The organism is Bifidobacterium sp. ESL0728, from assembly GCF_029392015.1.
GTDB lineage: Bacteria > Actinomycetota > Actinomycetes > Actinomycetales > Bifidobacteriaceae > Bifidobacterium.
This window is the reverse complement of record NZ_CP113925.1, coordinates 622528-648568: the sequence shown is the minus strand read 5'-3', so window position 1 is coordinate 648568 and position 26041 is coordinate 622528. Positions and strand designations below refer to the sequence as shown.

The window sequence follows — 26041 nt, the reverse complement described above, 5'->3', positions numbered from 1 at the left end:
TGCCTTATTTTTAAAAAAATATAAAAAGCGTTTCGCTCCCACCTCTGGCAGGAGCGAAACGCTAAAAATTACCGGATTGCCGGTTAATTACACTATTTTGACACTGACATTCGTTGGCAGCTTCCCGTCAGGAGAGGTCACATTGCCGAAACGGGCAGGGGCCATGCCCAGCCCTGTCCTGCAATCGTCCAGTTGCGTGACCGAACCGTCTGCCCAATGAAGGGTAAGTCGGTAAGTACGCACCTCGGTCTGGCTTTCCAGTTGGACAATGATTGCATCAGAATTCGCATCGCGCTTTCTGACAAGCACGACCAGCGATTCCGCGTGGAATTGGGCTTCCCAGGGCTCTCTTTCGGTTTCAGGGGATTGGTCAGTTTTCTTGCCCCGCATGCCCGGTGCCACCAACACCTCCTGATTGAACGGGCGGGCTTCAAGTTCCAGACTGAACAACTCGAAATCCAGATCGGCATCCGTCCACCCACGTCCCGCGGCATGGGCAATCTGCAGATTCAGCTGTTCCCCACCCTCAAATTTCTCTCGCCGCAACGCGTCCTGGAAAGCGAGCGGAAGGGTTTCCAACCCAGTTTGGTTACGGGTGTACATGGCGTCCTGATAGCCTTCCCAAACGCCGTTGACATAACTGAGCCAGTGCACGTCGTTGAGCACAGTACGGGCAAGGCCGGGCTTGAACCCACGCATCGCACCCGCATGGACGGTTGACAGGGTGACTACTGGGCCAACCTGACCATGCCATGCCTCATGCGCAGCTTCGAGTACATCCGGGTCGAACAGCCAAGCCAAATTGTCGTCAAGCGTGCCGTCATCGTCGTCATTGGGGGCATCGGCATTGAAATCCTCATCATCTTGTTCGCTCATTGCGAGCACCTCCTTCCACCAAATGTATCCACACACAATGGCTGGCCCATATGAATACGCAAATCAGCATCATGCGAACCTGCCGATGTTTCTTTGGCCAAATTTTCCATATCCTTGCGATGCGCATCGATGACGACATGTTCTGCGGCATGCAGCACCCGACAACCTTCGGTTTTGGTGTCGAGTTCATTGAGCTTACGGACAATCGGATCGTCATATTGGTACCGCTTGGCTTTATGCGATTTTCGGGCACCGTCTTGTTGCTTTTTGCTCAGCGCCTCGACCCGTTCAACAGCCGCGTTGGCATCACGGCCCTCGGTCTTACCCCTGTTCCTCCAAAGATCAGGAACAATGCGAACCGCAAGACCTCCATTTTCCAGACGTTTCGTGAACGGAGCCGCGAAGCGTAGCAAGTGAAGCGATTCCCCGCATTCCTCGTGCCCGCACAGAAGATCGATGGCATTCTGGACATCATCCTCTGTATCGAATGAAGGGTAAGTGCACAGACCGCAAAAAACATACAGTATTGCCATGATCTTGTATCCTGCACGCCTGAACTGTTTTCCGGCTGTGTTTTTGCTCTTTTTGCCTTGATCCGGATCGGCATACTGGTTTTCGATTTCATCGGCTTCTTCCGCCTGCAACGCATCATCCGAAAGAGGCGAATCACCGTTCCTCTCCCGATAGGCTGCACCCAACCTAGCCTGCATCACGCGAACATCCTTACCAGAAATGGAGAACGGATCATTGTGTTTCTTGGCATCCAAAGATTCTTCATAAGAATCATCCAAAGTCGAAGACATCCATTCCATGATGGCTTGTATCGAATTGTGGACCGCATCCTTTTCTAGGTCATTGGCGAACTCATCATAGGAATTGTCCTCCTCGTGCGCATGCTCTGCCTGATGCTCATCCACGGCCTGCTCATAATCTTCAGGGGTCAGCCCCAAACCGCGCATAGCCTTGCTCATGCCCTTCCAGATTTCGGCCAACTTTGCGTCCATAGGAGCGAAACGGTTCAGCCATGCTCTGTAATTGATGTTCCTGTCATAGATGGGAAGACTCACATCGATTGGATTATCCCGCAGATTGTCCAAGGCGATATCAAGAAGGCTCTCGATGCTGATGTCTTCTTTATACCGTTCGTCCAAGCCGAGGTTCGCTGCTTTGATTCCAACCTCCTGATAGCACTCATTGACTATTTCCGTGACTTCAGGATAATCCTTCAGCACGCGTTCGTCATGAAAAGCGGAATCAGGCCTTTTGTGATACACGATCGAATACCCCAATTCCATGGCAGCCTGCCAATACGGGCCAAACCTGCTCTGCTCGGCTGCCCACGCAACCGACAGCAAGGTGTCAACGACCACCCATTCAACGACTTCGTTGAAAGCCCTCGGGATGTCCTCTCTGCCGAGAGGCTTTCCCGTCATGGAAGGCAGATGAGGAACGTCGTTTTTCTGTTTGCGTTTTGAAGCGGTTTTGGAATAAAAATAAGCGAGATACCGTTGATCACAATTTTGCGTCACATTGGTGATCCACAGGTTTTTTGCATCTTCGTAATAGCCGCGAAGACTTTTCGCCCCGTCATTTTGATTGGTATGTCTATCAGATGAAACTTCGCTGGGAACCAAACCAAGGAATCCAGCCAGATCTTGATTCTGCTTGAAGATCTCCGAGAGCTCCTCAAGCATGGCGTCATCGGCGGATGCAGCATAAGGATAGTGACTTCGTATCGCATTCGCCAATGTTTCCCTGGCGATTGCCGTGTACCAACTACCGATAATCGAATTAAGAGCCCCAGTACTGCTCTTAAACCGTCCGTCGTCAGCATCGTCGAGAATCTCGGAAGACGGCTCGTCATCAAAATCATCGAACGTGCCGGTGTATCTATCGAACTGTTCTCTCCACATCACAAAATATCGCATGAACCAAGTGTTCAGCTCGATTCTATGCTGTTGCGATTCCGGTGTGTCTTTATCTAAAGCTTCTTCTAAGCGAACGGTATGAACGGGCAGGGGAACCCTTTCGCTCTGATAGAGCAAAAGATCCGCATATCCGAAAAGAGTGCCATCATCGGCACAAACTTTTTCACACAAGCGTTGTACATCTTTCTTGAAATCGTTGAAGTATTCGGCGCTCTGAGATGCCTCGCCGAATCTCGCCCTGAACCTCTCACCAGCCATGGAATCCTCCTAGCCGTAATCTGCCCGTCGCCCATCATTGGAATGGTGTCCAGTTTACCAGCTGGATGATAAAATATGACCGTCGTAGACACCAACAATGATAAGTTGTCAAAAACGAAAACGTCCACCGGAGGAAACGTAAGCATGTCCAGAGAAGCGCTGTACATAGGCATAAACCACTATGACTCCGAAAAGTGGCCGTTACTGAGCTATTGCGAAAACGACGCTCGCTCGATAGCCGAATTGCTATACGATTCCGATGGCGGATACGATTGGAGTTCGCCGGAAAAATCACTATTGCTAGGTTCCTCTGCCCGAGAGTCAAGAATGCTCGATCAGGTCAAGGCCCTGTTCGCCGACGCCGATGGCAATGACATCCTCTTTTATTTCTCAGGTCACGCGGACAAATTGAAAAGACACGACTTGCTGCTCGCCAGCGTCGAAGACGATCCCGACAAGGATGACGAACGCCACGGCCTGCGCTTTTCCGATCTGATGAAAATCATCAAACAACATCCACAGGTCAACACGGTCACCGTCATTCTTGATTGCTGCCATGCCGGATCGATCAAAAACATCGACGTGCCACGAAACGTCGTCGTGCTGGCTGCGGCCCGCGAAAACCAGCAGGCGGCCGAACTGGGCGACCACGGCATATTCACCGCCAGTCTACTGGCCGGGCTGCAGGGCGGGAGCGCGGATATTTTCGGCAACGTCACGGCGGTCTCCCTCTACGCCGACGCCAGTATGGCGATCACCTCGCGTGGGGCACGTCAGCAACCGGTGCTCAAGGCGTGTCTCGACAAAATCATCGTCTTAAGGCATACACAGACCGGAATAAGCCGCAAGCAATTGCGTCTGCTCTACACGGCAACGGATCCGAGACCTGAGAAGCAAGGATGCCGAATTTTCAGCCGAGCCGACAAGAAATTCCATCCCTATCCTGAAATGGAAAAATCGACGGCATCCGAAGGCAAAATGCGCACTGGGCAGGAACGACCGGACGAACTGACCCCCTCCATGAAGCTGATGGAGGATTTCAAGATATGGCGCGATGCGCATCTCGTCAACATCGACGCCGACGACGGCAACCACGATTTGTATTGGGCCTGCATAAAGGGCGGAACGATTTCGCTGACGCTGCGCGGACAATATTATTGGAATCTGGCGGCCAAAGGACTCATCTAAATTCCCCGCAGCACTGTGGTCAACTGCCCCGAACCGATTTCAGTGAACGACGCCTTCGGGCCAGATGATGGTCACCGGCTTGCCCTGCTGACGCGCATAATCCACCACATCGCCGGTACCGCCTTTGCCCGCGGCCGGAAGGCCATCCCAGAAAGCGACCAGCACATCGCAACGATCTACCACTTGCAAACCGGCGGCAAGAAAAGCGTCCTCACAAGGTTGTGGATAATCCAGCTTCAAAACATTCGAGGCACGGCCAAGCAATGACCGGTACTCACGAAGGCCAGCATCGTCAAAGGTCGTTTCGTAGTGGTCGCAGGGGATGATCGCTTCAAGACCATGGCCGCCCTTGAGCATAGCTGAAGCAAACAACTGATCGGCCCCGTATGCCAAGCAGCTCACGCCCGTCACTTCTTTGCCCAAGCCTTCATAAGACCTGAGAAACTCGCTCAGGCCGCGTTCGACATACCCGTAGGCAGCGGCGGGAATTCGCTGGTGTCCCGTTATTCCTATACGCGTCTTCATCGACCCATCCTTTCCAAGTGGCAAAGCAGCAAGGCAGATATGACAATTATATCGACCTTTGTGGGAAGACAAACCAAACGGAAAACTACGGATTCAAGCGGATTCCACTGAGCTCATGCCATCTGTTGAACGTTCCACATCCGCTTTATACATCGATATCGTTTCAATCCGACTGGGTATTCCTATCAAATTTCGCTATATAATCTAATGCGCCTTGCGCGTTCTCGGTCTCCCCGCACTCTTTGAATTGTTTGCTAGCCATGCGCAACTCCGGTTCCCATTCGCTTCGGTCGGCCCCTTGCTCCGCAAGGCCCAAACCTATATACAAATGATTTGTAGCCTGCGAACGCACATCGCCAAGTTTTATTGCGGATTCCAGCCTTGCTCTGGCAGCATCGACTCTTTCCGAACTTTCATGCAAGGCCAAATACAACGCCGATTGCGCTGTCATAACTATCCTCTGGTCCTGAGTTCGTTCAGCGGCTTCTACCTGTTCCTTTCGTGATTTGATTTCCAAATCGGAATCCTCAAGTTTATCGCGCGCATAGTCGGCCACAAGACCATTCACTTCAGTCTCCACCACAACAGCCTTCTGCGTTTCCATCGACGACAACCAGACATACTTTGGAGACGAATGAAGATTAGTAATCAACCTGTCTGCAAGAAGAAGAAATTGCCCACCATAGTTTGCGGTACTCTTTCCTTCCGCCTCAAGCTGATGATAAAGCAGATAGACTATTGACTGGGCCTCATCACCGTAATAGACAGGAAAATCGTCGAAAACTTCCCCCTGATGGGCCTCATCGAACTTTTCAATCAATTTGGCATATTTTTGTACAGCTTCATCCCAACGGCGCTGTTTTGTCAGAACCTTTGCAGGTGTACTCGAGACTATCGTGGCACGCACCGACAAGTCAGGCTGAATCTGACGCTTGCCTGGGTTCCCTGATGAACGAAACGCAATCGGCCCGGATGCCTGTTCAGCCTCCAAATCATCCCACAGGGCTTCAGACGACATCGCATCATTTTCTTGCCCTTCTACCATTTCCGTCCGCGCTTCGAAAACATTCACGGCGCTCAAATATGCCGACCAATCACGACCGAAATTCCAAAACCAATGCACGGATCCGTCAGGCTTGACGCTGAATCCCGCGATGATGAACACGGGCATATCGTCAAGTTCCTCATACTCGTTCTTGTTGACCCCAAGTGCATCGAAAGCGATTTTCACACGCTCTTTTGTCCTCTTCTCGTTGTCCGGCGGCACCACGAACAGACATTTGGCGAGCAGGCCCCATTCTTTGAGATGGGCAATCTCCCATTTCAGAGAATCCGTGATACCAAGAGCCACGATGATATTTTTTGAGCGAAAAGCCGTCACCCTTACATTCTCTTGCCAATCGTCATTCTTGTAATAACTGCGCGCCGCTCCAGCCTTTGGCAGCAACTCACCTGGTTTGCCGACGGTTATGAGATCGCCCACACCGGCGGCCACAACATTGGACAACATTTCCTCGAAGGAAATCCTCGGCCAAAGCACACCACGCAAACTCGTATTGCAATCAAATTCTGCTATTCCAACGGGCACTTCGACAGAAACGTGCTCATCTCGGAACGAACGCAGATACAACACAAAACGGTCATCGGCCTCGAGCTCAAAATGAGAAGAAGCGAATCGTTTTGAAAGTCTACCGCCAAACCGGGCGATTGCATATGCAATCCACAGTCCAATCAGAAAAACAATCGCGAAAAGCAGCCACCATATCCAATGGAACTGGAGACGATGGAAAACGCAGGACGTCGAATAGCCAAGATCAAATGTCCTCTCCAATACGATTGCGGCCAATATATCACTGATCAACACCGTGCAAATTTCTCCGGCCTTCATCGGTATTTTCGAGGGTTTGTTGTTGCTGGCCCTCACCATGAATTTGTCAATCAGAGGCAACGCTGCGACATATATCGCGGCAAGAGTTGACCACAGCCATATCAGCGTGGGCTTGAATAATGACAATCCATAACCTATCGCGACAGGCACCACGACACGTATCATTGGCAGAACCGTCATATTGAGTCCCATACGTGGCACTACCAATCCGCTGTCAAGCAAATCGGAATCTATATTGGAAGTGGTGACCTTCTGCATGAGGGACGCGTTTATTAAATTGCCCGAAGCAATCCTATGCTCGATATACCCCCGATCAATCCTTGCTATGATCTGCGCGATGATGATAAGCAGAAATGCTACAAGCAGAGTCATCCTTTTCTTCTTTCTCTCATCTTTCAACTGTTCCCATATTGAATTACGCATGACAGGGAACTCTTTTGAAAGCAGGTCAACCAGTAATTTTTACAACAGCATTGTTCCCACAGCCTGTAAGACAACTGCAAACTTACAGCAAACCGGCCTTTGCTGAAATTATAACCCAGCCAACGAAAACCAATTCATACAGCCATGTCGCTTCAATCCGCTGATTCAAGACTCAAGGATATTCAGCTCAAACACGTAGATGAACGAGAACCTGTTTACGCCTCCGGCTTCGGTTTACAAGAAACAGAAATCATTCGGGAGGCCATCTTCGTTCGACCTGCCGTTATCAAGAGACCCACAGTGTCGATGTTATGATTTCCTTTATCGTCCCCCTCGATTCCGTCTACAACCACCACATCGAAGAGGAGAGTGGTATTCCCATCTGGGAGGTAACTCCCAAGATTCAGACCTTTCTCAATCCATCGATCATCATTTATAAGGTAGCCATCTAGATGATTGCAGGTGCACTGTCGGGTCGTCTGTCGCTGGTAGACAAGCTCCTTCGGAAGATATTCGCGCGCAATAACATCCTTCTGCACAATCGTGCCGGTATTGTGATAGTCCAGCCTCAACTGCAGTCGATCACCCGGCTGGGCATTGACCACATGATGCCATTTCTTTTCCCCGGCATGTCGGACCCATGCAACGCAGGAAAACGCCGGGGCGATATCGACAACCCGCACGAGGAAGGAAACATAACCGGAATACTCCGTAGATTTAGGAATCTCATCGTTCATCTGCTCATAGTGTAAGGGCGTGCCCGACGCACCCGTTATGTCATTGGACAGTTCGATCCCTTCTTCTGGGCCGGCGTTACTGAAGTAGCGTGCTGATCCGGGAACAAAGCTCGTTTGCAGTTGATACCCATCCTCCGCCATAAGACATGCCTCATCCCAGACCCCGCCGGACAGCCCCTCCTCACCCTTGCCGTTTTTATCAAAATTGTCGGACTGGGCTCGTACCTGTGATTTAAGACCCGCAGTGGCCTTCGCGTTCCATGCCGTCGTGATCCGCACATTGCGCATTGTGAGTCCACGGTTCGCCGCGATGTTGTTGCGGACAAAAGCTTTGACCATATACACATGGTCCTTGAACGCGGTACAGACCTTGCCATATTCGCCAGCATTAGCAACGCAGCCGGCTTCCCCCCGCTCTGTCACATCCCTAATCAAGGCAAATCCGCGCTCTTCAACCCCGCTGGAGTCATCGATAACGGCATTGAATATCACACAAGGGGCAGGCTTGTTCATAGTAACGATGGAATGTACATTAGCAACAGAGGACTTCATCCCAACAGAAGTCGTCAGGTCAATAGCCACATCCCCTTTCTGCTCAACAAGCATATCTCCTCTCCGCTCAATAAACATATCCTCCTTCCACTGTTCCGGGCTTCTTTCATCACCGGAATCACCGTCTGACGGCGCCACCTTCTGTGCGGAAAGATTTTGCACCGCTTGGTCCAAAGCGTACACAAGCTTAGAAACTATAAGCTTCTCAAGCTCGTCACGCCCAATAGCACGTTGGTTAAGCAGTGCAGACACTTCAACGCCATTGATTGCTTTGGCTTCAGTAAACACCTCTCCGTTAAACGTTGCGAGCGATGCAAACTCCTGCGGGATGTCCTGTAAGAACAGCGGAATACAGCAGTGGGCTCCTTCATCCTGATGACGAACCTGTTGGAAATAGGTGAATTCCTTGGCGCAGTTCTCGCTCAGACAGTAACTAAGAGTGATACACGGCAGGAAGATGTCGGTCACATCAAGCTCCTGATCGATGACCTGATCCCAATGGTCTCCACTGGAGATACCCGTATTGTCGATAAACAGGTCAAAAGTCAGACTGTTCGATTCCGCAGCGTCGGCGTTGTATTGGTCGATAGCCGTCTGCACTAAGGTTGTCAAAAGCCCCAATGTGTCATCGCGATGAGAATAGCTTAAAAAGACCTGCAACGAACGGTGCTCGTCTTCAGCATTGTTCATCATAGTGGCTCCCTGCATTGGAAAAAGTATGAGTCCATGATATACCCGACAACAATACCCACACCAACACAACGCTTCCTCGTCTATCCATCGAAGTGTGCCCATCACGCCGCCGAATTCGTCACGCGAACAGCTGGACGGAAATCCGCAAACTTTCACATCCCGCAGACCTATCACCACAGCCCTTCATCATGCTCACCGACAAATACGAAGATGATCCGACCTTCTTTCCCCTTTCCATAATGCATCCGTCGTGCCGAAACACCTTGGCCAAGATTGATGCGGAACATCTTTTCGCCATTCGGACCACGACGGGCGGGTGACAACGGGCCGCTGCTCTCACGAAACGGGTGCAGGCCTCGCGATTTGGATTGTTCGACAAGTCCGGTGAGCACATCGATGCAGGCATCAATCACTTCCTGCCGATTGATGGCCGTGCCCTCCAAGGAATCGAAGAAGCCGGGATCGTAGTCCCACGTTTCGGGAAGCGGGTAACGCGGCTTGTCCTCGGCAGAAAATCGAAGGGACCAAGTCTCGCGGATCCACGCGTCAAAACGAATGGCTTCATAGCGCAGACGCTGGGAGTCCTCCTTGAACGCCCCTCGCATCGTATGGAATTGCGGATTCTGTTGCAAACGCAGATTGCGTTGCTGTGCTGCATATTCCTGCAACGAAGCGAACTGGCGACATTTGCGCTCATACTTCTCATTGAGTTTCTCATTCTTGCTTTTCTCAGCGGAAAGCTGCGAGGCGAGAGCGGCTGCAGACGACTCATCGGAAATTCCGTTTGCGAATCCAATGGAATCGGCGGTTGGAGAACCCACTTTCTTACCGCTAGCCTCCGCACTTTTGTTCTGTGCAAACACCGATTCGTCGACATCCTTTTTCTGCAACCATTCCGGTCCACCATCCAACAACGCGGGAGCCGGTGAGACGCTATCGATATCGGCGTCGGAGAAGCACATATCCCACTGCGTCCAACCCTTGCCCCGGAACCTGATCAGCATGGGCAAAGCCGTCCCTACCGCCGACGAACAACGCAGACTCTCCGATTGCGAAGAGAAGACACCAGGCATGTCTTCGGCCGAAACCTTCACCACAACGCCCGGGTACAGCATCATTGAACATTCATCCTGGTCCGCCTTCTCCACGCGGGCTAGCACGGTCATGCCAGCACGGTAATCGGCAAGGGCCTCGTTGCGGGGTCGAATCTTTATGCCGGTCATGACGTTCGTTTCCGGATTGACGTTGCCGCAGATTCTCTGCCCCTTTTCGAATAGGCGATCAACATTTATACCAGAGGCCTTTTTCGGTGCAGCTACCGACACCACAGTGCCATTGTCAAGCCGGGCAATGCACCGGTCCGATAATGTACCGGTGACCGTGGCTTCATGGAATATACGACGTTCACTGCGTTTGCCCGGAACCTCGATGGACTTCGCCTGCCCCTGTGCCATCATGGCAAACGCTTCGTGAACAATCTGTGAACCCCAATGCAGGCGCTGTTCGCTGGTCTTGGCATGATAAGGGCCTTTCAGCAATGTCGAATCAACCAACCAATCGAATCCGGCCGGGTAGAGACGCACCATGCCGCCGTATACCTGATATTTTTTGGAGAGCGCGTCGGCAAATGCCAATGACGTATAGGAGTCCAGCAATTCAAAAACAGTAGCCACCCCTACCAAGTCGGCCGCAAGCTTGGCGGTATCGAACATACAGCAGTCCAAAACGGGACGGCGCGATGCCACAAGGACGGGAAGACGCCGCCTTTTATCAAGAAGATAGGCGGTAAGGACACCGACATGATTGCAATTGATAAGACGGACGGATCCGTCGGCCTCATCCTCCAAACCGGGGCCCACAGCGGCACTGATATCAGCGTGGGATTGCGACGAAGGTTCAATGTTCAGCGTTGAAGAGCATACGGTATACGCCGGCTCATTGACGGTGTCTGCAGCTTTTGTCTTGTGCGATTGCGCCTGGTTTATCGGATGAGGACGGTTACTGTCCTGTGGGGCTTGTCTCACCAGCTCGGCGAATGTCTTATCGGCGATTATGTTCTTCGTGTTGATGTCGGTTGGGCGAATCATTTCTGCTATGGTGACCATAAGATATCCTTTCGATACCTTGTGATGGACCCGCCGGAATTCTTGGCTCGACGGGTGACGAGCACGATTCCTTTCCGTGCCTGTCACCTATGAGGTTTCGAATTTCACCATTTTCGACGCGAAATGCGACGATTTTTTCTTGAATTTGTCGATATTTCACAACTGTCTAATTCATACCAGCCTTGAAAGAGTCACCAGAATATCTTTTTGTTCGAGATGAATACCATAAGCTAAACCACATCGCGGTCGCCATGCATATGAATTTCAAAGCAAAGGCTGACATCTGCTATATATCAACAACTGCCACTGGCCTCCTAGCCTCGTGACATAATTATTGCGGAAAGTAACGGAGAAGTTCTTCCGACTTTTCCCATTTACGTTTTCGAAAGAAGAGAACAATGCCGTTACTTGTAGTACTGCTATTTATCATCGCCGCACAGCTTATAGCAAGAATCGACCGCGGATATATCGAACATCTGCTTTTTAGAGAGCCTGCTGTCAAAGCAGGCATGATGATGGGGGTCTATTCAACTGGCCTCGATGCGGATTTAGCCGACATGGATGTCATCGATCCGGGTCGAAGATTGAAGATGACGATTCTGCCATCATTATTGTTGGTAGTGCCAACGGCAATCGGATACATATTTACAGCGGTATTCCCTACTTTGGTATGGGTATGGTCATTCCTTACTGGGGTATATGTGGCAGCTTTGCCGTTCCTGATTAAAATCTACCTGCATTTCAGCGGCAATACGCCGCAAGGTTCGTCGATGACAATCGGCGAAAAACTGGTTTTGTTGCTGAGCAGCATATTGTCCGGCGTCCTATTGATACTCACGTTCAAAATGGGTCTCACCTCCGCATACGTCTTTCGGCACATACGATTCAAATATTGGGTGTGGTGGTTGTTCTTCGCGTTGATTTTTATCGTAGGTCTGTGGTCTGCTTATGCAGTCAGCCGATTAGGCAGACGCATATCGAAATTATTCACCTCGCCACATTTCGAAATGAAAGCGAATGAACATTCCATACTGTATTTGCGTTCCTTCAAAGATGATCTCATCAACGTTGAAGTACCTGTAGGCATGGCCGAATGGGATTGGAACACGGGTTTACGAGGCGTATTGTGGCCGAAAATCACCTTCGATGAAATGGTCTCCAACATAGCATCATCAACGATAAACGACCTCATCGCCGTCGGTAGACCAGGTGAGATACTGCCACGTGCTGGTGCAGTCCATGCCTATTATGCTAATGACAAATGGAAAGAAAGCATCAGACTCACAGCGTTACGTTCCGGCGGCATCATTCTGACAGTTGGTAAAACCGAATCACTGCAATGGGAAATCTCCCAACTCAAAAAACTGAATATCCTCAGCAAATGTTTATTCTTAATCCCGCCGAAGGGTGAAAAAGAGGTAAAAGCACGTGTACAGGCAGCCTTCAAACAGCTTGGCGTAAATCAGGATGAATATGATACGCTCGCAACTGCACCGGTCATGGCGCTTACCGGGTTCCAGGTCAATTCCGACGGATCAATACATTGGTATTGGAGTTTCGGGCGTGATTGGTCGGCTTACTTTTACACAATCAGCGCTTTCCATACGCGCCTCAACCTACCCAGTCGAGAGGAAACAATCAGCTTAGGCACATCCCAGCCAGACACGTCTCAAAAGATACCGGAACCAAAACTCATCGTTCCTAACCTGCAGACAACCTCAAATACACAAGAAGAAGAATCAACACCTGAATCATCATTCTCTGCTGCCCGGCTTAAGGCGTTTCGGTCTGTTCAAGCTCAAAACACAAACAATCTGGATACATATCAGATTCAACAAGAGCCGATGCTTCGCAAAACAATCCTCTCCACTACCAAGATTTGGTCGGAGACACTGCTTGGATACTGGGATGACGCAGCCGAAGAATATGCACAAAAACTACAGAGATTTGAAAAGGCCCATTCCAGCTCAGGCTCCTCTAAAGCTCAGAACTCTCATGATGTCAAAACACAGTGTCTGGTGTATTTGCTCTACAACCAGCTCGTGGCCGAATACCACAGTCAAAAAGACTATACACAGGACTTCCTTGCACTCGCCAATCGCCTCATCGACACTTTGCACATTGCTCCACGCTATGTTTGGACTTCGCCGATGGACACGAAAAAAGCCATAATCGTGGAAACGCAAGTCTACGGTTACATAGCCAATTTCGCCAAATACAAACTCAATGACCATGCCGTAGAAGTCGACGCATATGAAAAACAAGTGGAAATAGCGCGCAGAACGCAAGATAGGCGGATTCTTTTCACCACTGAAATGAACCTTTACGAGGCACTTACTGACCCTCATCGTCAAATCGGAATCGCCGAATCGATGCTTCAATCAGCCATCAATCTGAGTGACGTGCCTTTGCAAGGAAAAGCACATTTCTGCCTTGCCTTAAGTCTTGCAAAACAAAATCTTGATAACACTGAATGGGAAACCGAATTCCACAACGCATACGAGTGCTTCCACAATTGCGGGGAACAGGAAAACGCAAAAAAGGCCCTTGCTTACTTGGAACATTACTCCAAGGAACAAAAGCTGAAAATCAGTGAGCTTTAAGTCACCACTGTCGTTGGAAATGTTGGCGACAGTACGCGGCTGAAGCCTTCGTCCGAAATTAATAGCAAACGGCGGAAATTTAGAGAGGTAAAAATGAAAACTCTTTTAATCATACTTACAGCAGTGGTGATTGTAGCTCTGACCGTGACTGTCGTATGCAAGCTGTACAAAGCAAACCATGTCTTCAGCAAGATTCAACTAATCGATACAATCATGCCTTTGTGTCTTCTCAGATATGGCAAGTTGCTCCTGATTCCGGCCATAATTTCAGTGGTAGGCATGTTGGTGGCGGGTCTGACTAATGCAGGCTCTTATGCAGGATATAGCGCAGGCTCGGTCTTGTTCCCCAAAACCTATTCTCAAGCTACTATCCAAAAAGCAGGAATAGACTTAAATACCGACGTGCTTAACAGCCATCTCGATAAGCTGCGTACCGGGTACCTGATAACCACCTGTCTATTTTTTATACTTTTGCTTGCAGTAATAGTAGTTCTGCTCTTATTGGTATGGGGAATAACAGATACCGTATTTTATGTCAGTGACCGATTCGATTCGGATGCCAAGATGAAAGACCATTTCAGAAAACTCTATGAACTTCGATACGGAAGCTACAAGGGAAAGGGGCTTGACGAACTCATTGAATTCAAACCTGCGGAATTTGCATTGGAATATATCCTCTCGCCGCAGTGCACAGAAGCAGACATCGATCAAGAGAGCGCCGTTGAAATGTGGGACGATTTGTATGCAGCACTAAAAACGAGAACAGGTAGATTGTTTATGCTCTTCCAAGGTCTAAGACTTGACGATAAGGGAAATCTTATCACAAAAGCATAACACTAGCTATGATACGACAACATGCATAATCAGTGGCATCAGACTGCGACCAAAAGCACGAAAACAGGCGATAAAACGTGCTTTTGGTCGCGCTGACAGCTCTTTTTCTGTCTCGCTTCAACGGTCGAGCTCGCGACGCGAAGTGACAGCGTCGGCGAGAGTATGCAGGAGCTCGTTGGTGCGATCCCAGGAGATGCAGGAATCGGTGATGGAGCGGCCGTAGACCAGCTGGTCGAGCGGCGCGGGCGACTGGTGGCCGCCGCGAATGTTGCTTTCCATCATCACACCGAAGATGCCGGGCTCGCCCTTGGCCAGGCGCGCGGCAATCTCCTCGATCACCTCGGCCTCGCGCACCTCGTCCTTGCCGCAATTGCCGTGCGCGGCGTCGATGACCAAGCCGTGCTCGCTGGGGCCGGTGACCTTCGACTGTTTCAACGTTTCCAACGCGTCGGCCACGGACTTCTCGTCGTAGTTGGGGCCGGAATTGGAACCGCGCAGAACGATATGGCAGTCCGGGTTACCCTTGGTCTCCGCAGAAATCACGCGACCGTCAAGGTTGATCGAAAGGAAATGATGCTCGTTGGCCACGGCATAGCAGGAATCGGCGGCGACCTTCACCGAGCCGTCGGTGGAATTCTTGAAACCGATGGGCATCGACATGCCGCTGGCCAGCTCGCGGTGAACCTGGCTTTCGGTGTTGCGCGCGCCGATGGCGCCCCAACTGACCATATCGCACAGATACTGCGGCGTGATCGGATCAAGCCATTCGGTGGCGGCAGGCAGACCCAGATTCAGCACGTCGGCGAGTACCTTGCGCGCCAAATCCATGCCCTTGCGGATATTGAATTCGCCGTCAAGGTCCGGGTCGTTGATCAGGCCTTTCCAGCCAACGGTGGTGCGCGGCTTCTCGAAATAGACGCGCATGACAATCAGCAGGCGGTCTTTGAGTTCATCATTGGCCTTGGCCAGACGCTGCGCGTAATCCTTCGCCGCCTTCGGATCATGGATCGAGCAGGGACCTACGATGACGAGCAGACGGTCGTCGCGACCGTGCAGAATGTCGCGGATCTCCTGACGGGACTTCAAAACCAAATCACCCATCGGCTTGGTCAGCGGGGTTTCCTTGAGGAACGCGCGCGGCGCGGGAATCGGGTCAAGCTGGCGGATGTTGACATCCACGGTTTCGGGGTAAACGGCTTCCTCGCTAAATCGCCGTGCGTCCTCAGAACTTCCAGGCCCTCGCATAATCGCCATGATTCCCTCCTCTGCTTGTTGTGAATACTCTTCCCTGCCGCCTTCAAGTGGCAACAGGGTGCCCATTATAACCGATTTTGCAGGGTAATACTGCCATTTATCCAAGCAATATGACGATGTCCCGCCTTTAGACGGGACATCGAGATCTTATATATCGACTTCTCTTATGCAAGTGCCCCCATCGGGTCCCACGCAGGAAGCATGGTCGCGGGCTCGGTGAGTGCGGCCTGATACTCGGCGGGAAGCATCGACTTCGGGACGGCTACCTCATAGACGTACTCGCTGAACCAATCGTCGCTCATGGTGAAGTAGCCCTTGTCGGCAACCTTGCAACCCCACGAATTCTCGACGCGCCAGCGGTTGGCAGTCTTGCCGTCATCGGCCACGTCCACGCCGACAAAAGCCATCGCGTGGTTCATCGCAGAGTCGCCGTAGCGCACCCGCGCTTCCTTGTCCATATCGAAATCGACGTCGTAGACCTTGCCGTATTCGTAGAGATCGGTGGCCCACGCGCCGTTGTCGCGGTCCATCATCGGGTGGCAGTCCGCACCGAACCAAGCCGGCATCTTCAGGTCGGAAAGGATACGACGCACGCAGTCCTTCATGAACTGGTTCGGGACATTCAAATACTCGGTCGCGTCTCCCCCGACGACGTTGCCCAGGTGCTCGATGCCGATCTTCTTGCCCTTGGCGTGCTCGGCACGCGGATCGTCGACAAGGCAGACATAATCCTCAAGGTGAGCGCTGCCGACGTACTTCTTCCAGAATTCGACCGGCGTGATCTCACCGTCGCGGTGGAAGTTGCCATCCTTGTCGGTCCATTCCCAGTCGAAGCTCTTCGGCGGCTCGCCCAAATGGATGGTGAGCATGCGATGGCCGGCCTCTACGGTCTCATCGACAACACGGTCAATCGAAGACTGGTCGGCATACATATGCGCCACGGCAGTGTGCAGCAAGTGGCGCAGCTGCGTGTTCATCTCGCTGGTATTGGTCGATGACGCGGTCTCGGGGAAGAAATCCTTGGGCACGGCACCGTACTTCTTGTAGACGTTCATGGCCATGGTCCACTGGCCACCGTCGCCCATCACGTCAGCGAGCAGATGCTGCATCAACTGCGAGTCAAAAGGCTCGCCGGCACGCACCAAATCCGCGACATCGCGCAGGAAGTAGTTGATGCGCTCAAGCTTATCGTAATACATTGCGTAGTTCTGCGAGAATTCGAACGAATCGAGCTTGAGATTCTTCTTGGCCACGAAACGCGCTACGTTCAGGGAGCTGAACAGCCAGCAACGTCCGGAATGATTCTGATTGGTCACCTCGCCGTTGTCGACGGTCACCGAGAAACGGCGCTGAAGCCTGCGGGCACGGTCGTAGTTATGCGCCACCGGATTGATGCCGGAGGTGGTGACGGCATTCATCGCCAACGTATTCACCGGCTTGGCCTCGAAATCCTCCTGCAACCTACCTAGACGGTCGGCGGTCAGCGGCTTCATTTCACTCATCAGATAATGCTCCTTTGGTTGGTTTACTTTCCACCATATTCCATGCGCTGTATCGGACACGCGGACCGAAATCGGCCACATCAAAAGGCCGGGAATCGCCGGACCTCAATACATATGACAGAGAAAATATGGAAGTGCGCCATGGCTAATTGACCACAGCGCACTTGATGATTACGAAAATCGAGCGAATCTAGCGTTCGGCAGAGCTTCCACCTGCAGGCTCGCCGCCCTCAGGGAAAACAACATTATCGTAATTGACACGATTCTGATTGTTGGCGGCAAACTTCATATTCGCCGGAACCCTGCCATTGACTGGAGCGGAAGCGTTGTCCGCGACTGAAGGAGCGGCATTGCCAGCTGCAGCATTCTTGTTCTCGGTGCTGTTGACCAGATTGGAAAGATGCTGCATCCCGTTCTTGGATGCGCCACCCTGCTGGGGCTGACCACCATTCCGCTGCTGCGCCTGTGCACGCTGAGGTGCCGGCGTTCTGGTCGTGCGACCATTAGGCGCATAAGATGCAGGCATCTGCGACGCGGCCTGGGCCCCTTGACCCGCACCGTTGGTGTTGGCTTGCCGAGACTTGGCCCCACCGGCCTCTTGAGCCTTGCCCTTTTCGTCCTTTTGCTTGTCTGCCTGCGCAGCGTCATCGAGATCATTGGCCACGGCATTGACCACCGGGACATTGACCCCGTCCTGCTTATCATCGGCAAAACCGAAACCAGAGAACGCATTGGTGAACATCGAGCGCAGCTCGGTGACGCGCTGGGTAATGGTCGACTCGCGCTCCTGAAGGTCCTTGATACGCTCCTGAAGACCGTCAAGCTCGCCCTGCGCGGCCTTGCGGCGCTCCTCGACGCGAGCCTCGGCGTCCTTCTTGGCCTTGGCTATGATTTCCTCGGCCTGGCGGTCGGCTTCCTGACGCTTTGAAACCGTATAGCTGTCGGCTTCGTCCCGCAGGTCCTTCGCCTTGGAAACCAAGCTGTCGGATTCCTTCTTCGCTGCAGCGCGGCTCTCTTCCAGCTGCTTCAACAGATCGTTGACCTTGCCGGTGGCCTCTTCCTGCTGCTTGGAGATATCGGTGCGAATCTGCTCGACCTCGGCGTTGACCTGGCTCAAGGTCTGGGTGCGCTTTACTTCGGCGTCGTCGGCGATTCCCTGGGCCTTCGCCTTGGCGTCATCGGTGATCTCAGTGGCCTTGCGCTGTGCCTCGGTGGTCATGCGGGAAACCTGCTCACGCACGTTGGCGAGCTTCTTGTTCGCCTCGGCGAGCGCGGTCTCGATCTGGTCGCTGGCGTCGCTCTTGAGTTTGGCGACTTCGTCGTTGGCGGCCTTGCGCTGCTCGGCGACCTGCTGGGTGGCCTTGGCCTTGAGCTCTGCGATCTCACGGTCCTGCTTGGCCTTTTCGCTGGCAAGACGCTTGTTGTGCTCCTCGCGCGAGTTGGTCAGCTCGATTTCGATGGTGTCACGCTGCTGGGTGACCTTCTTCGCGGTCTCCTCGCGCAGTCTGGTGGCATCCTGCTTGGCTGACGTCGTAATCGACTCGGACTCGGTCTGCGCCTTGGCAAGAATGGTGGCCGCCTTGGAATTGGCCTCGTCGGTGATGTGCTGGGCGTCGAGCTTGGTGTTGTTGATCAGGGTTTCCGCTTGATGCTGTGCGGCTGCACGGGTGCTTGCGGCGTCCTGCTTGGCACGGTTGACGAGCTCCGTACTGGTCTGCTCGGCGCTGGCGAGCATCTGCTGGGCGTTGGCTCCCAGAGAAGCGAAGGAATTGCCCTGCGACGCCTTCTTGGCGTTCTTCTTTTCCTCTTCGAGCTGGGCACGCAGTTGCAGAATCGTCTGGTCGCTGGAATTGACCTGCGCACGCATGCGATCGAGCGTCTGCTGCAACGAAGCCAGCTCCTGGTCTACCTGCTCCTTGTTATACCCGCGCAATTCTGTCGTGAAGCGGTCATCCGCCATGGTGATTCCTTTCGCTTTGCGACTTCTGTCGCAGTTTTTGCAAGCTGATAAATACTATTGGCTTATTGTAGTGTATTTTTCAAAAGATTGTTGCCGAAATGTGTCTAATCCACACAGACACCACGCTATTCGGAGTGTCCTATTCATAACGATTGCCAAGAAGGTTGTGTCCCGACGTTCGAATTGCCCCATCACTCTTCTACCAATTTCAGGCAATGAGGATATTCGACGATGTCGGTTCAAGGAAGTAGCGGCCGGTTTGTCGCACCACCACGCGGCACGCCTCCACTTGCTGGGCCAAGGTCAAACCGTGCTGAGGATGCGGCTCTTCATTGATGATCGGCAGACTGACGAAGCCGGAAAGCACCTTATGCTGCGCAGCGGTCCACTTCATCAGATTGTAGAACAGCGAATTGCAGACGAACGTACCCGCGTCTGAGCTCAAGGCTGAGGGAATCTCCTCCGACGCGAAATCATCGAGGATGGAACGCAGCGGCAGCCTGGTCCAAAAAGCGGCGGGGCCGTTGGAATCGATGGGTTTACGGGAGGCTTCGTCGGAGGCATCCACCGGCATGCCCGTCATCGTGCCCAGAATCGTGGAATGGGACGTGTCGATGATGTTGTTGGCGCAGCGTTCCAGAAGAATACCGCGGGCTGCGGCCTTGAGCCCCGTGGCGACAACGATGTCAGGGTGCATGGCTTCCAGCGTCTCTTTGAGCTGCGGCCAGCACTCATCGACATTTACCGGCAGATCGACGGCGTTTATCGATATATCCACGTCCCTTAAAATGTCATCGCTTTCCAAGGCGGAGGCATCGCCGAGCCCGTCGTTCGCGAGCGCATGCGGAACCACGTGCGAAGGATTGTTTTCGATTCCCTCGTAAGGGTCAAAGCCGGAGATGACAACGTTCAAGTGTTCCATGGGTTCCAGTCTAGCGCGAAGTATGGCGCTGGTTATTCTATAAAGATATTTATTCGTTTACGATTACAATTGCGGCGTCAACGAAACGCAGAATTCTCCCGAAAGTGTACGTTTCGGGGATTTCTATTCTCGGACAATCAGCGCGAGCAGACGGCCTTCGTGGGCTTTGTGCGCAAGAGCGGCCCGACGATGGGAATACCAGAGCGGATTTTCCAGCGTGCACAGGCTGTGCCGCACCTCGCCGATGCGCTCGGCCAAATCGGGGCTGCCTTCACCGTCGGCCGCACATAGCGCGGCAAGTTCGGCGTCCTGGTCAAGATACTGCGTGGCGGCGGAAACGCGCGGGGTGGAGCTGATGACATTGTCTGCCGGGATTCCGGCCTCGGCAAGCTCCTGGAGCGCGGCTTTGGCGATATCGATGCCGGGGCCACCAAAGCGGGTCAGGGTGAAGGTTCCGGGGAATTGCGCGTCGAATTCGTCCGCAATTTCGTCGCCTACCTCGTAGCAGTCGCCACAGATGCATGGGCCGAGCGTGGCGACGATGCGTTCCGGCTTCGCGCCTTTCGCCACCATCAGCTCGACGGCAGCGCCGATGACGCCGCGTTGCAGACCCTTGCGTCCACAATGCGCCGCACCGATGACACCGGCCTCAGAATCGGCCAGCAGCACGGGCAGGCAGTCGGCGGCGAACATACCAAGCGCGATGCCTTTTTGCGTCGTCACCTCGGCGTCAGCATCGAGCCTGGGATAGGCTTTCGGACCATCGTCATCGCCGGAACCGATAATCGTACCGGAAAAGTCACAGCCATAAGGTGCATTACATTCAAAGAAGCCATCGACGTCGACGGCCTTGCCGGAATGAACCTGCGCCACCAGGGAAAGCGGCGCGCCCACAGCCTTGGCCAGCTCCATGCGGTTCGTCTTTACCGTCGCCGGATTATCGCCGCTCTTGCCCCCGAGATTGAGATCGCCCCAATCGCCCGCGCTCAAGCCTCCAAGTCTGGTGGTGTAAATGACCTTGATGCCCGGTGCCAAATCAATTGGAATGGTGACAGGAATAGGGTTGCCCGCCTCATCGGTCGGCGAAATGGCGCTGCTGTCGAGAATAGTGTCATCATACTGCCCGTTTTCCGGGGCTTCGTTCAAAGGTTTGCTCATGCGTCCAACTTTACCGAGTGCCTGAGTCCTTTATCTTGCCAATAGCTCAAACCGAAGTTCATGCACTTCATCGGTATGGCATCGGTTTAACAGCAGAGACCAACGCCGTGCAATCAGCATGATTCCAACGATTATTCAGCCTTGAGCGTGCGTTGTTTCGCATGGGAACGGATCATCGAGTGCTCCGGCACCACGAACGGCAAGGGCATCGAGAAGACGTGCGCCGGGTTGTTGATTTCCTCGACCGGCTGGCCGTCGGCGTCTTCCATTCCGCCTGCGGCGATCGTGTAATCGACCGGCTCGCGGCCGGGAATCAGGAATTCGATCAGCTGACCGGGCTCGATCTTGTTGCGGCTCATCAGGGTGAGACGTTGTGTGGCTTGGTCGTAACCGATGACTTCGCCGACCACCAGCCAGTCGCGGAAATACCCGCCGCGATCCGTATTTTGCGAAGCTTTGTGCTCGGGATAGTAGAAACCGGTGGAATAATCGCGGTGCGAGACCTTGTAGGGTTCGTCCTTGAGCCATTGCGGCAGTTCGACGTGTTTCACTTCGCCGTAACCTTGCGCTTCCGTGGCCTTCTCGCCCACCAACGCGGGCACGGTTGCGGAAACCGTCGTCTTGGCCGCGGTTTCGGCACCGGCGCTTTGCACACCATGGAAACCGATGGAACCATACGATTCCAGCTGGCCCACGGCTTTGGTCACGCGTACGACGTCGGAACGCCGCACCATGTCGTGGAACGGCTTGAGCTTGTTGCCGTCTTTGTCCTCGAAGCCGCGTTGCACCATATATTCATTGACGGCGCACTTGTAGGCGTTGGCCATCGACGCAACGTAATACGCGCTCTTGGCGCGGCCTTCGATCTTGAGGCTGGTGGCACCGGCGTCGATCATGTCATCCAAGTGGTCGAGCATGCACATGTCCTGCGAATTGAAGAGGAACGTGCCCTCGTCGTTCTCCTCCACCGGGAAGAACTGGCCGGGGCGCTTCTCCTCGACGACGTGGTATTTCCAACGGCAGGGCTGCGAACATTCGCCATGGTTGGCGTCGCGGCCGTTCATGTAGTTGGAGATGAGGCAACGACCAGAGAACGCCATGCACATCGAGCCGTGTACGAAGCACTCGATGTCCATATCCTCGGGGATGTTGGCTCGAATGTCGCGAATGGCCTGCAAGTCAAGTTCGCGGGCAAGTACCACACGGCGAGCGCCCAGTTCGTAGAGGGCGTTGGCGGCCAGATAATTGGTGACGCCGGCCTGTGTGGAGACGTGCAGTTCCAGCTGCGGGGCGATCGAATGCGCGGCCATCATCACGCCGATGTCGGTGACGATCAGCGCGTCGATGCCGGTCTGGGCTAGATGGGCGATGTAGGTCTTGATGTCCTCGACTTCGTTGTTGTGCGGCAGCACGTTGCAGGTCACGTAGACCCTTGCCCCGCGTTCGTGGGCGTATTCCGCGCCCGCCTTGAGGTCATCCATCGAAAGGTTCTTCGGCGCCGAACGCATGCCGAATTCCTTGCCCCCGCAGTAGACGGCGTCCGCACCGAAGTCGATGGCCGTCTTGAGGCTTCGCAAGCTTCCCGCCGGAGCCAGCACCTCGGGCCTGCGCCGATGCACCATCTTCGTCTGGATCGGCTTGTTTTCGCTGTTTTCAGCCATCACGTCATCCTCGTTATTCTCATATTCGCCCGATTGCACCGTTTCAGTTTAGACCAAAGCTCACAAACTCCTGCTACCAACCGGTCAATCCCGCTACTTTTCGTATGTTTTCAAGGTGCAAAACATACGTTTTCTAGCACAATCGGCCGATTAGTAACAGCAAGCCGCCATCACTCAGGCACTAAGCTTGGCGAGTTCCTCCGCGGTGAGTTGCAAATCGCCGGCCTTGAGGCTGTCGAGAATCGTTTCGGGGCGATGGGCGCCGGGAATGACGAAAACGTGCGAGCCCAGGCCCAGCTCCCAGGCGAGCACGACCTGCTGGTGGCTCACGCCGTGGGTGCGGCCGACCTCTCGGAACGGGTCGTATTTGGTCTCGTCCTTGGCTCTGCGGTAGCCGCCGAGCGGGCTCCAGCAGACAAATGCCAGCCCCAGCTTCTCACAATAATCAAGCGTATCCTGCGTGGAACGGTAGGTCGGCGAGAACTGGTTCTGCACCGCGATCAGCTTGTCACCCAAGATGCTGCGGGCGATGTCGATCTGCTCAATGGAGGCGTTGGAAATGCCTGCTTCCTGGGCCACACCCTCGTCCAGCAACTGCTTGATGGCCTCGATGGACTCGTTGTAAGGAACAGACGGATCGGGGCGGTGGAAATAGAGCAGGTCGATGGTGTCGACGCCGAGCGCGAGCGCCGACTGTTTGCCGGCCTCGATCAAGTGCTCGGGCTGGCCGTTGACGCCCCAGGTCGGGGTCGTGCCGTCATCGGCGAAATTGCGGAAGTGGCCGACCTTCGTGGCGACGGTGACCTCGTCCTTGGGTCCGTCCCAGCTTTCCATGGCGCGGCGCACCAGTTTTTCCCCGGTCTCAACCTCGCCACCGGAGCAGTAATACGCCCAGGCGGTGTCGATATGACGGCAACCGGCGTCAAGTGCGGCGTGGATGGTCTCGATGCCCTTGGCTTCCCCCAGATTGTTTTCGATGGTCAGCGGCATCTCGCCCAAACCGATGGCGGTGGTGTCGAAGGGACCCAAAGAACGATGCAGTACCATATTTTTCCTTTTCCGATATCAAATACCAATGCTTCAAGCCTACGAAACCAAGCGGATTTTCTTGCCACTCCCACCATGCCACAAAAATTGCGGTGTCCAAAAAATGACCGTTTTCTTGCATCCCATCACCCACATGCAAGAAAACGACCACTAGATAGGTCCAAACGACCACTTTTTGCATCCAAGCGAACAAATACCGGCCAACTACGAGCAGCGAGCGCCCGCTTTCTCGGATCTCAAAAGCCCCTATACAAGAAAACGATCGCTGAAACGAACTCAACCCACCTATTTCCGCCCCTAAGTGGCGATTGCAGCTGCCACATCGTACGTGAAGTTAGCAAATCGTGCAAAGTTCGCCACAAAAGGTAAAATGCAGTCAGTTTCTTTACGGAAAGCAGGAGGAGAAAGGGTCGCGATGGCGCCGACGATACCCGATTGTGATTTTATCCGTGAGTTGGGCTCCGGTTCCACGGCCGACGTATATCTGTATCGTCAGCACAACCTCAACCGCGAAGTCGCCGTCAAGGTAGGAAAGTCAAGGCAGGATCGCAGTTTCGACGAAGCCTTTCAAAAAGAGGCCAAGATCATGGCCCAGCTTTCGGCGCATCCTTACATCGTATCGATTTACGGCTCGGGCTTGACCCCACGGACCAGCCTGCCGTACCTCGTCCTCGAATATGCGCCGCACGGTTCCTTTAAGGAAATCATGCGCAGCCGCAGGCTCACCGTCGCCGAAGTGCTCGACCTCGGGGTGAAGCTTACGGGGGCCTTGCAGACCGCGCATCGCCACGGCATCATTCACCGTGATATCAAACCGGCCAATATCCTGGTGACTTCCGCCAACCAGCCGGCACTTTCCGATTTCGGCATCTCGACGAGCATCTACGAGGCGAAGTCACGTACCGGCTTTTCCGTGCCGTGGGCGCCGCCGGAAGTGCTGACCGGCAAGGGCGGCGGCACCGAAACCTCCGACATCTATTCGCTGGCGGCCACACTCTATGGCCTTCTGGCAGGCAAATCGCCCTTTGAATACGTCTTCCATCCGCGCACGCAAAACGAGCTGGCGCAACACATCGTCTCGGACCAATTGCCGAAAAACGCGATTCCCAACGTGCCCAAAGAGGTCGAGCAGATTCTTCTGAAGGCCATGAACAAGGACCCGGACGCCCGTTACCTTTCGGCGCAGCAGTTCGGCCGGGCCATGCAACAGGCGCAGGAGAATTGCGGGCTCAACGTCACCCCGTTCGTAGCGGAGGGTTGCAGCGAATTCCCCGCGCACCATACGACACCGCAATCAAACAAAGGCCGGCTCACACCCACAGTGGCCACACCGGAACGGAAGCGTTCGAAGAAACCGCTGATTATCGCCATTGCCGCACTGGCCGCGGTGGCGATTATCGTCGCGACTTTCGTTTTCGTGGTGATGCCTCGTACCGATAGCAAGAAATCGGACGAACGCACGCGAATCAATACGATGCAGACCCCGCACAACGACAATACGAATTCCGAGGGCACCAAGAAAAGCAAGAAGAACGCAACCAATCAGGACAACGCCCCGAAGGACGACATCACCAGCGAGGACGCCGGGGCCGCAGTGCCACAAGCCACGAACCTCGTGGGCACTTCCGAGGGGCGGAACGTCACGTTCACATGGAGCAATCCAGCACCAAAAGCCGGGGACACATACGCCTGGGCGGAGGTCCAGGACGGGTCGGCCACGTCCGGTATCCAGACATCAATCGTCAAAGAGCCCAAAGTCACTCTCAATGTGGCCAGCGGGAAACCCCAGACCTGCATTCAGGTTAGTATTGTAAGGGCTGACGGACACATGTCTGCCAGCCCTGCGATGGCCTGTGCGGTAACGAAGCAGTAAAGCGCACAGCACTCGACAATGCCGACAAGCCATTGACTGGGGTGAGAAAAAGAT

At 53.6% G+C, this 26041-nt stretch carries 17 protein-coding genes; 4 read left to right on the top strand and 13 right to left on the bottom strand.

Going from position 1 to position 26041, the window contains the following annotated elements:
* Window positions 1–87: 87 nt before the first annotated feature.
* The gene (locus tag OZX67_RS02155) at window positions 88–876 is read right to left on the bottom strand and encodes a hypothetical protein (protein WP_277143747.1); all 789 of its coding nucleotides are present in this window, start codon (window positions 874–876) and stop codon (window positions 88–90) included.
* A complete protein-coding gene (locus OZX67_RS02150) occupies window positions 873–3062 on the bottom strand; it encodes a hypothetical protein (RefSeq protein WP_277143745.1) in 2190 nt (729 codons plus the stop codon). Before OZX67_RS02150 ends, OZX67_RS02155 begins: the two co-directional genes overlap by 4 nt.
* A 144-nt stretch (window positions 3063–3206) precedes the next feature.
* Between OZX67_RS02150 and OZX67_RS02145 the strand changes: the two genes are divergently transcribed.
* Window positions 3207–4250, top strand: a complete 1044-nt coding sequence (locus OZX67_RS02145; protein ID WP_277143744.1) for a caspase family protein — start codon at window positions 3207–3209, stop codon at window positions 4248–4250.
* 39 nt (window positions 4251–4289) lie between these two features.
* Here OZX67_RS02145 and OZX67_RS02140 read toward each other — a convergent pair whose 3' ends face one another.
* The 4 genes from OZX67_RS02140 to OZX67_RS02125 all read right to left on the bottom strand — a co-directional run bounded on the left by OZX67_RS02140 (window position 4290) and on the right by OZX67_RS02125 (window position 11173).
* On the bottom strand, window positions 4290–4775 hold the full coding sequence (locus OZX67_RS02140; RefSeq protein ID WP_277143742.1) for a hypothetical protein: 486 nt from the start codon (window positions 4773–4775) through the stop codon (window positions 4290–4292).
* 163 nt (window positions 4776–4938) lie between these two features.
* Complete coding sequence (locus tag OZX67_RS02135) at window positions 4939–7086, bottom strand: hypothetical protein (RefSeq protein ID WP_277143740.1); 2148 nt, start codon at window positions 7084–7086, stop codon at window positions 4939–4941.
* Window positions 7087–7301: 215 nt separating this feature from the next.
* A complete protein-coding gene (locus OZX67_RS02130; protein ID WP_277143738.1) occupies window positions 7302–9068 on the bottom strand; it encodes a toll/interleukin-1 receptor domain-containing protein in 1767 nt (588 codons plus the stop codon).
* 170 nt (window positions 9069–9238) lie between these two features.
* Window positions 9239–11173, bottom strand: coding sequence for a hypothetical protein (locus OZX67_RS02125; protein WP_277143736.1), 1935 nt, complete (start codon window positions 11171–11173; stop codon window positions 9239–9241).
* 398 nt (window positions 11174–11571) lie between these two features.
* Between OZX67_RS02125 and OZX67_RS02120 the strand changes: the two genes are divergently transcribed.
* Window positions 11572–13776: a hypothetical protein gene (locus OZX67_RS02120; RefSeq protein WP_277143734.1), complete on the top strand. Its 2205-nt coding sequence runs from the start codon at window positions 11572–11574 to the stop codon at window positions 13774–13776.
* Between the two features lie 93 nt (window positions 13777–13869).
* A complete protein-coding gene (locus OZX67_RS02115) occupies window positions 13870–14610 on the top strand; it encodes a hypothetical protein (RefSeq protein WP_277143732.1) in 741 nt (246 codons plus the stop codon).
* A 117-nt stretch (window positions 14611–14727) separates the two neighbouring features.
* On the opposite strand, the gene OZX67_RS02110 is transcribed toward OZX67_RS02115, so the two are convergent.
* From OZX67_RS02110 to OZX67_RS02080, 7 genes are all read right to left on the bottom strand, one after another.
* The gene (locus OZX67_RS02110) at window positions 14728–15864 is read right to left on the bottom strand and encodes a 3-deoxy-7-phosphoheptulonate synthase (RefSeq protein WP_277143730.1); all 1137 of its coding nucleotides are present in this window, start codon (window positions 15862–15864) and stop codon (window positions 14728–14730) included.
* A gap of 164 nt (window positions 15865–16028) precedes the next feature.
* A complete protein-coding gene (locus tag OZX67_RS02105) occupies window positions 16029–17366 on the bottom strand; it encodes a C1 family peptidase (protein WP_277143728.1) in 1338 nt (445 codons plus the stop codon).
* A 190-nt stretch (window positions 17367–17556) separates the two neighbouring features.
* Complete coding sequence (locus OZX67_RS02100) at window positions 17557–19326, bottom strand: cell division protein (protein WP_277143726.1); 1770 nt, start codon at window positions 19324–19326, stop codon at window positions 17557–17559.
* Between the two features lie 208 nt (window positions 19327–19534).
* The gene (locus OZX67_RS02095; protein ID WP_277143724.1) at window positions 19535–20248 is read right to left on the bottom strand and encodes a pyroglutamyl-peptidase I; all 714 of its coding nucleotides are present in this window, start codon (window positions 20246–20248) and stop codon (window positions 19535–19537) included.
* A 123-nt stretch (window positions 20249–20371) separates the two neighbouring features.
* Window positions 20372–21406, bottom strand: coding sequence for a polyphenol oxidase family protein (locus OZX67_RS02090; RefSeq protein WP_277143722.1), 1035 nt, complete (start codon window positions 21404–21406; stop codon window positions 20372–20374).
* Between the two features lie 131 nt (window positions 21407–21537).
* The gene (locus OZX67_RS02085) at window positions 21538–23028 is read right to left on the bottom strand and encodes a U32 family peptidase (RefSeq protein ID WP_277144846.1); all 1491 of its coding nucleotides are present in this window, start codon (window positions 23026–23028) and stop codon (window positions 21538–21540) included.
* A gap of 213 nt (window positions 23029–23241) precedes the next feature.
* Window positions 23242–24114: an aldo/keto reductase gene (locus OZX67_RS02080; RefSeq protein WP_277143720.1), complete on the bottom strand. Its 873-nt coding sequence runs from the start codon at window positions 24112–24114 to the stop codon at window positions 23242–23244.
* 415 nt (window positions 24115–24529) lie between these two features.
* Here OZX67_RS02080 and OZX67_RS02075 point away from each other — a divergent pair, with 415 nt between their 5' ends.
* On the top strand, window positions 24530–25987 hold the full coding sequence (locus OZX67_RS02075) for a serine/threonine-protein kinase (protein ID WP_277143718.1): 1458 nt from the start codon (window positions 24530–24532) through the stop codon (window positions 25985–25987).
* Window positions 25988–26041: the final 54 nt, after the last annotated feature.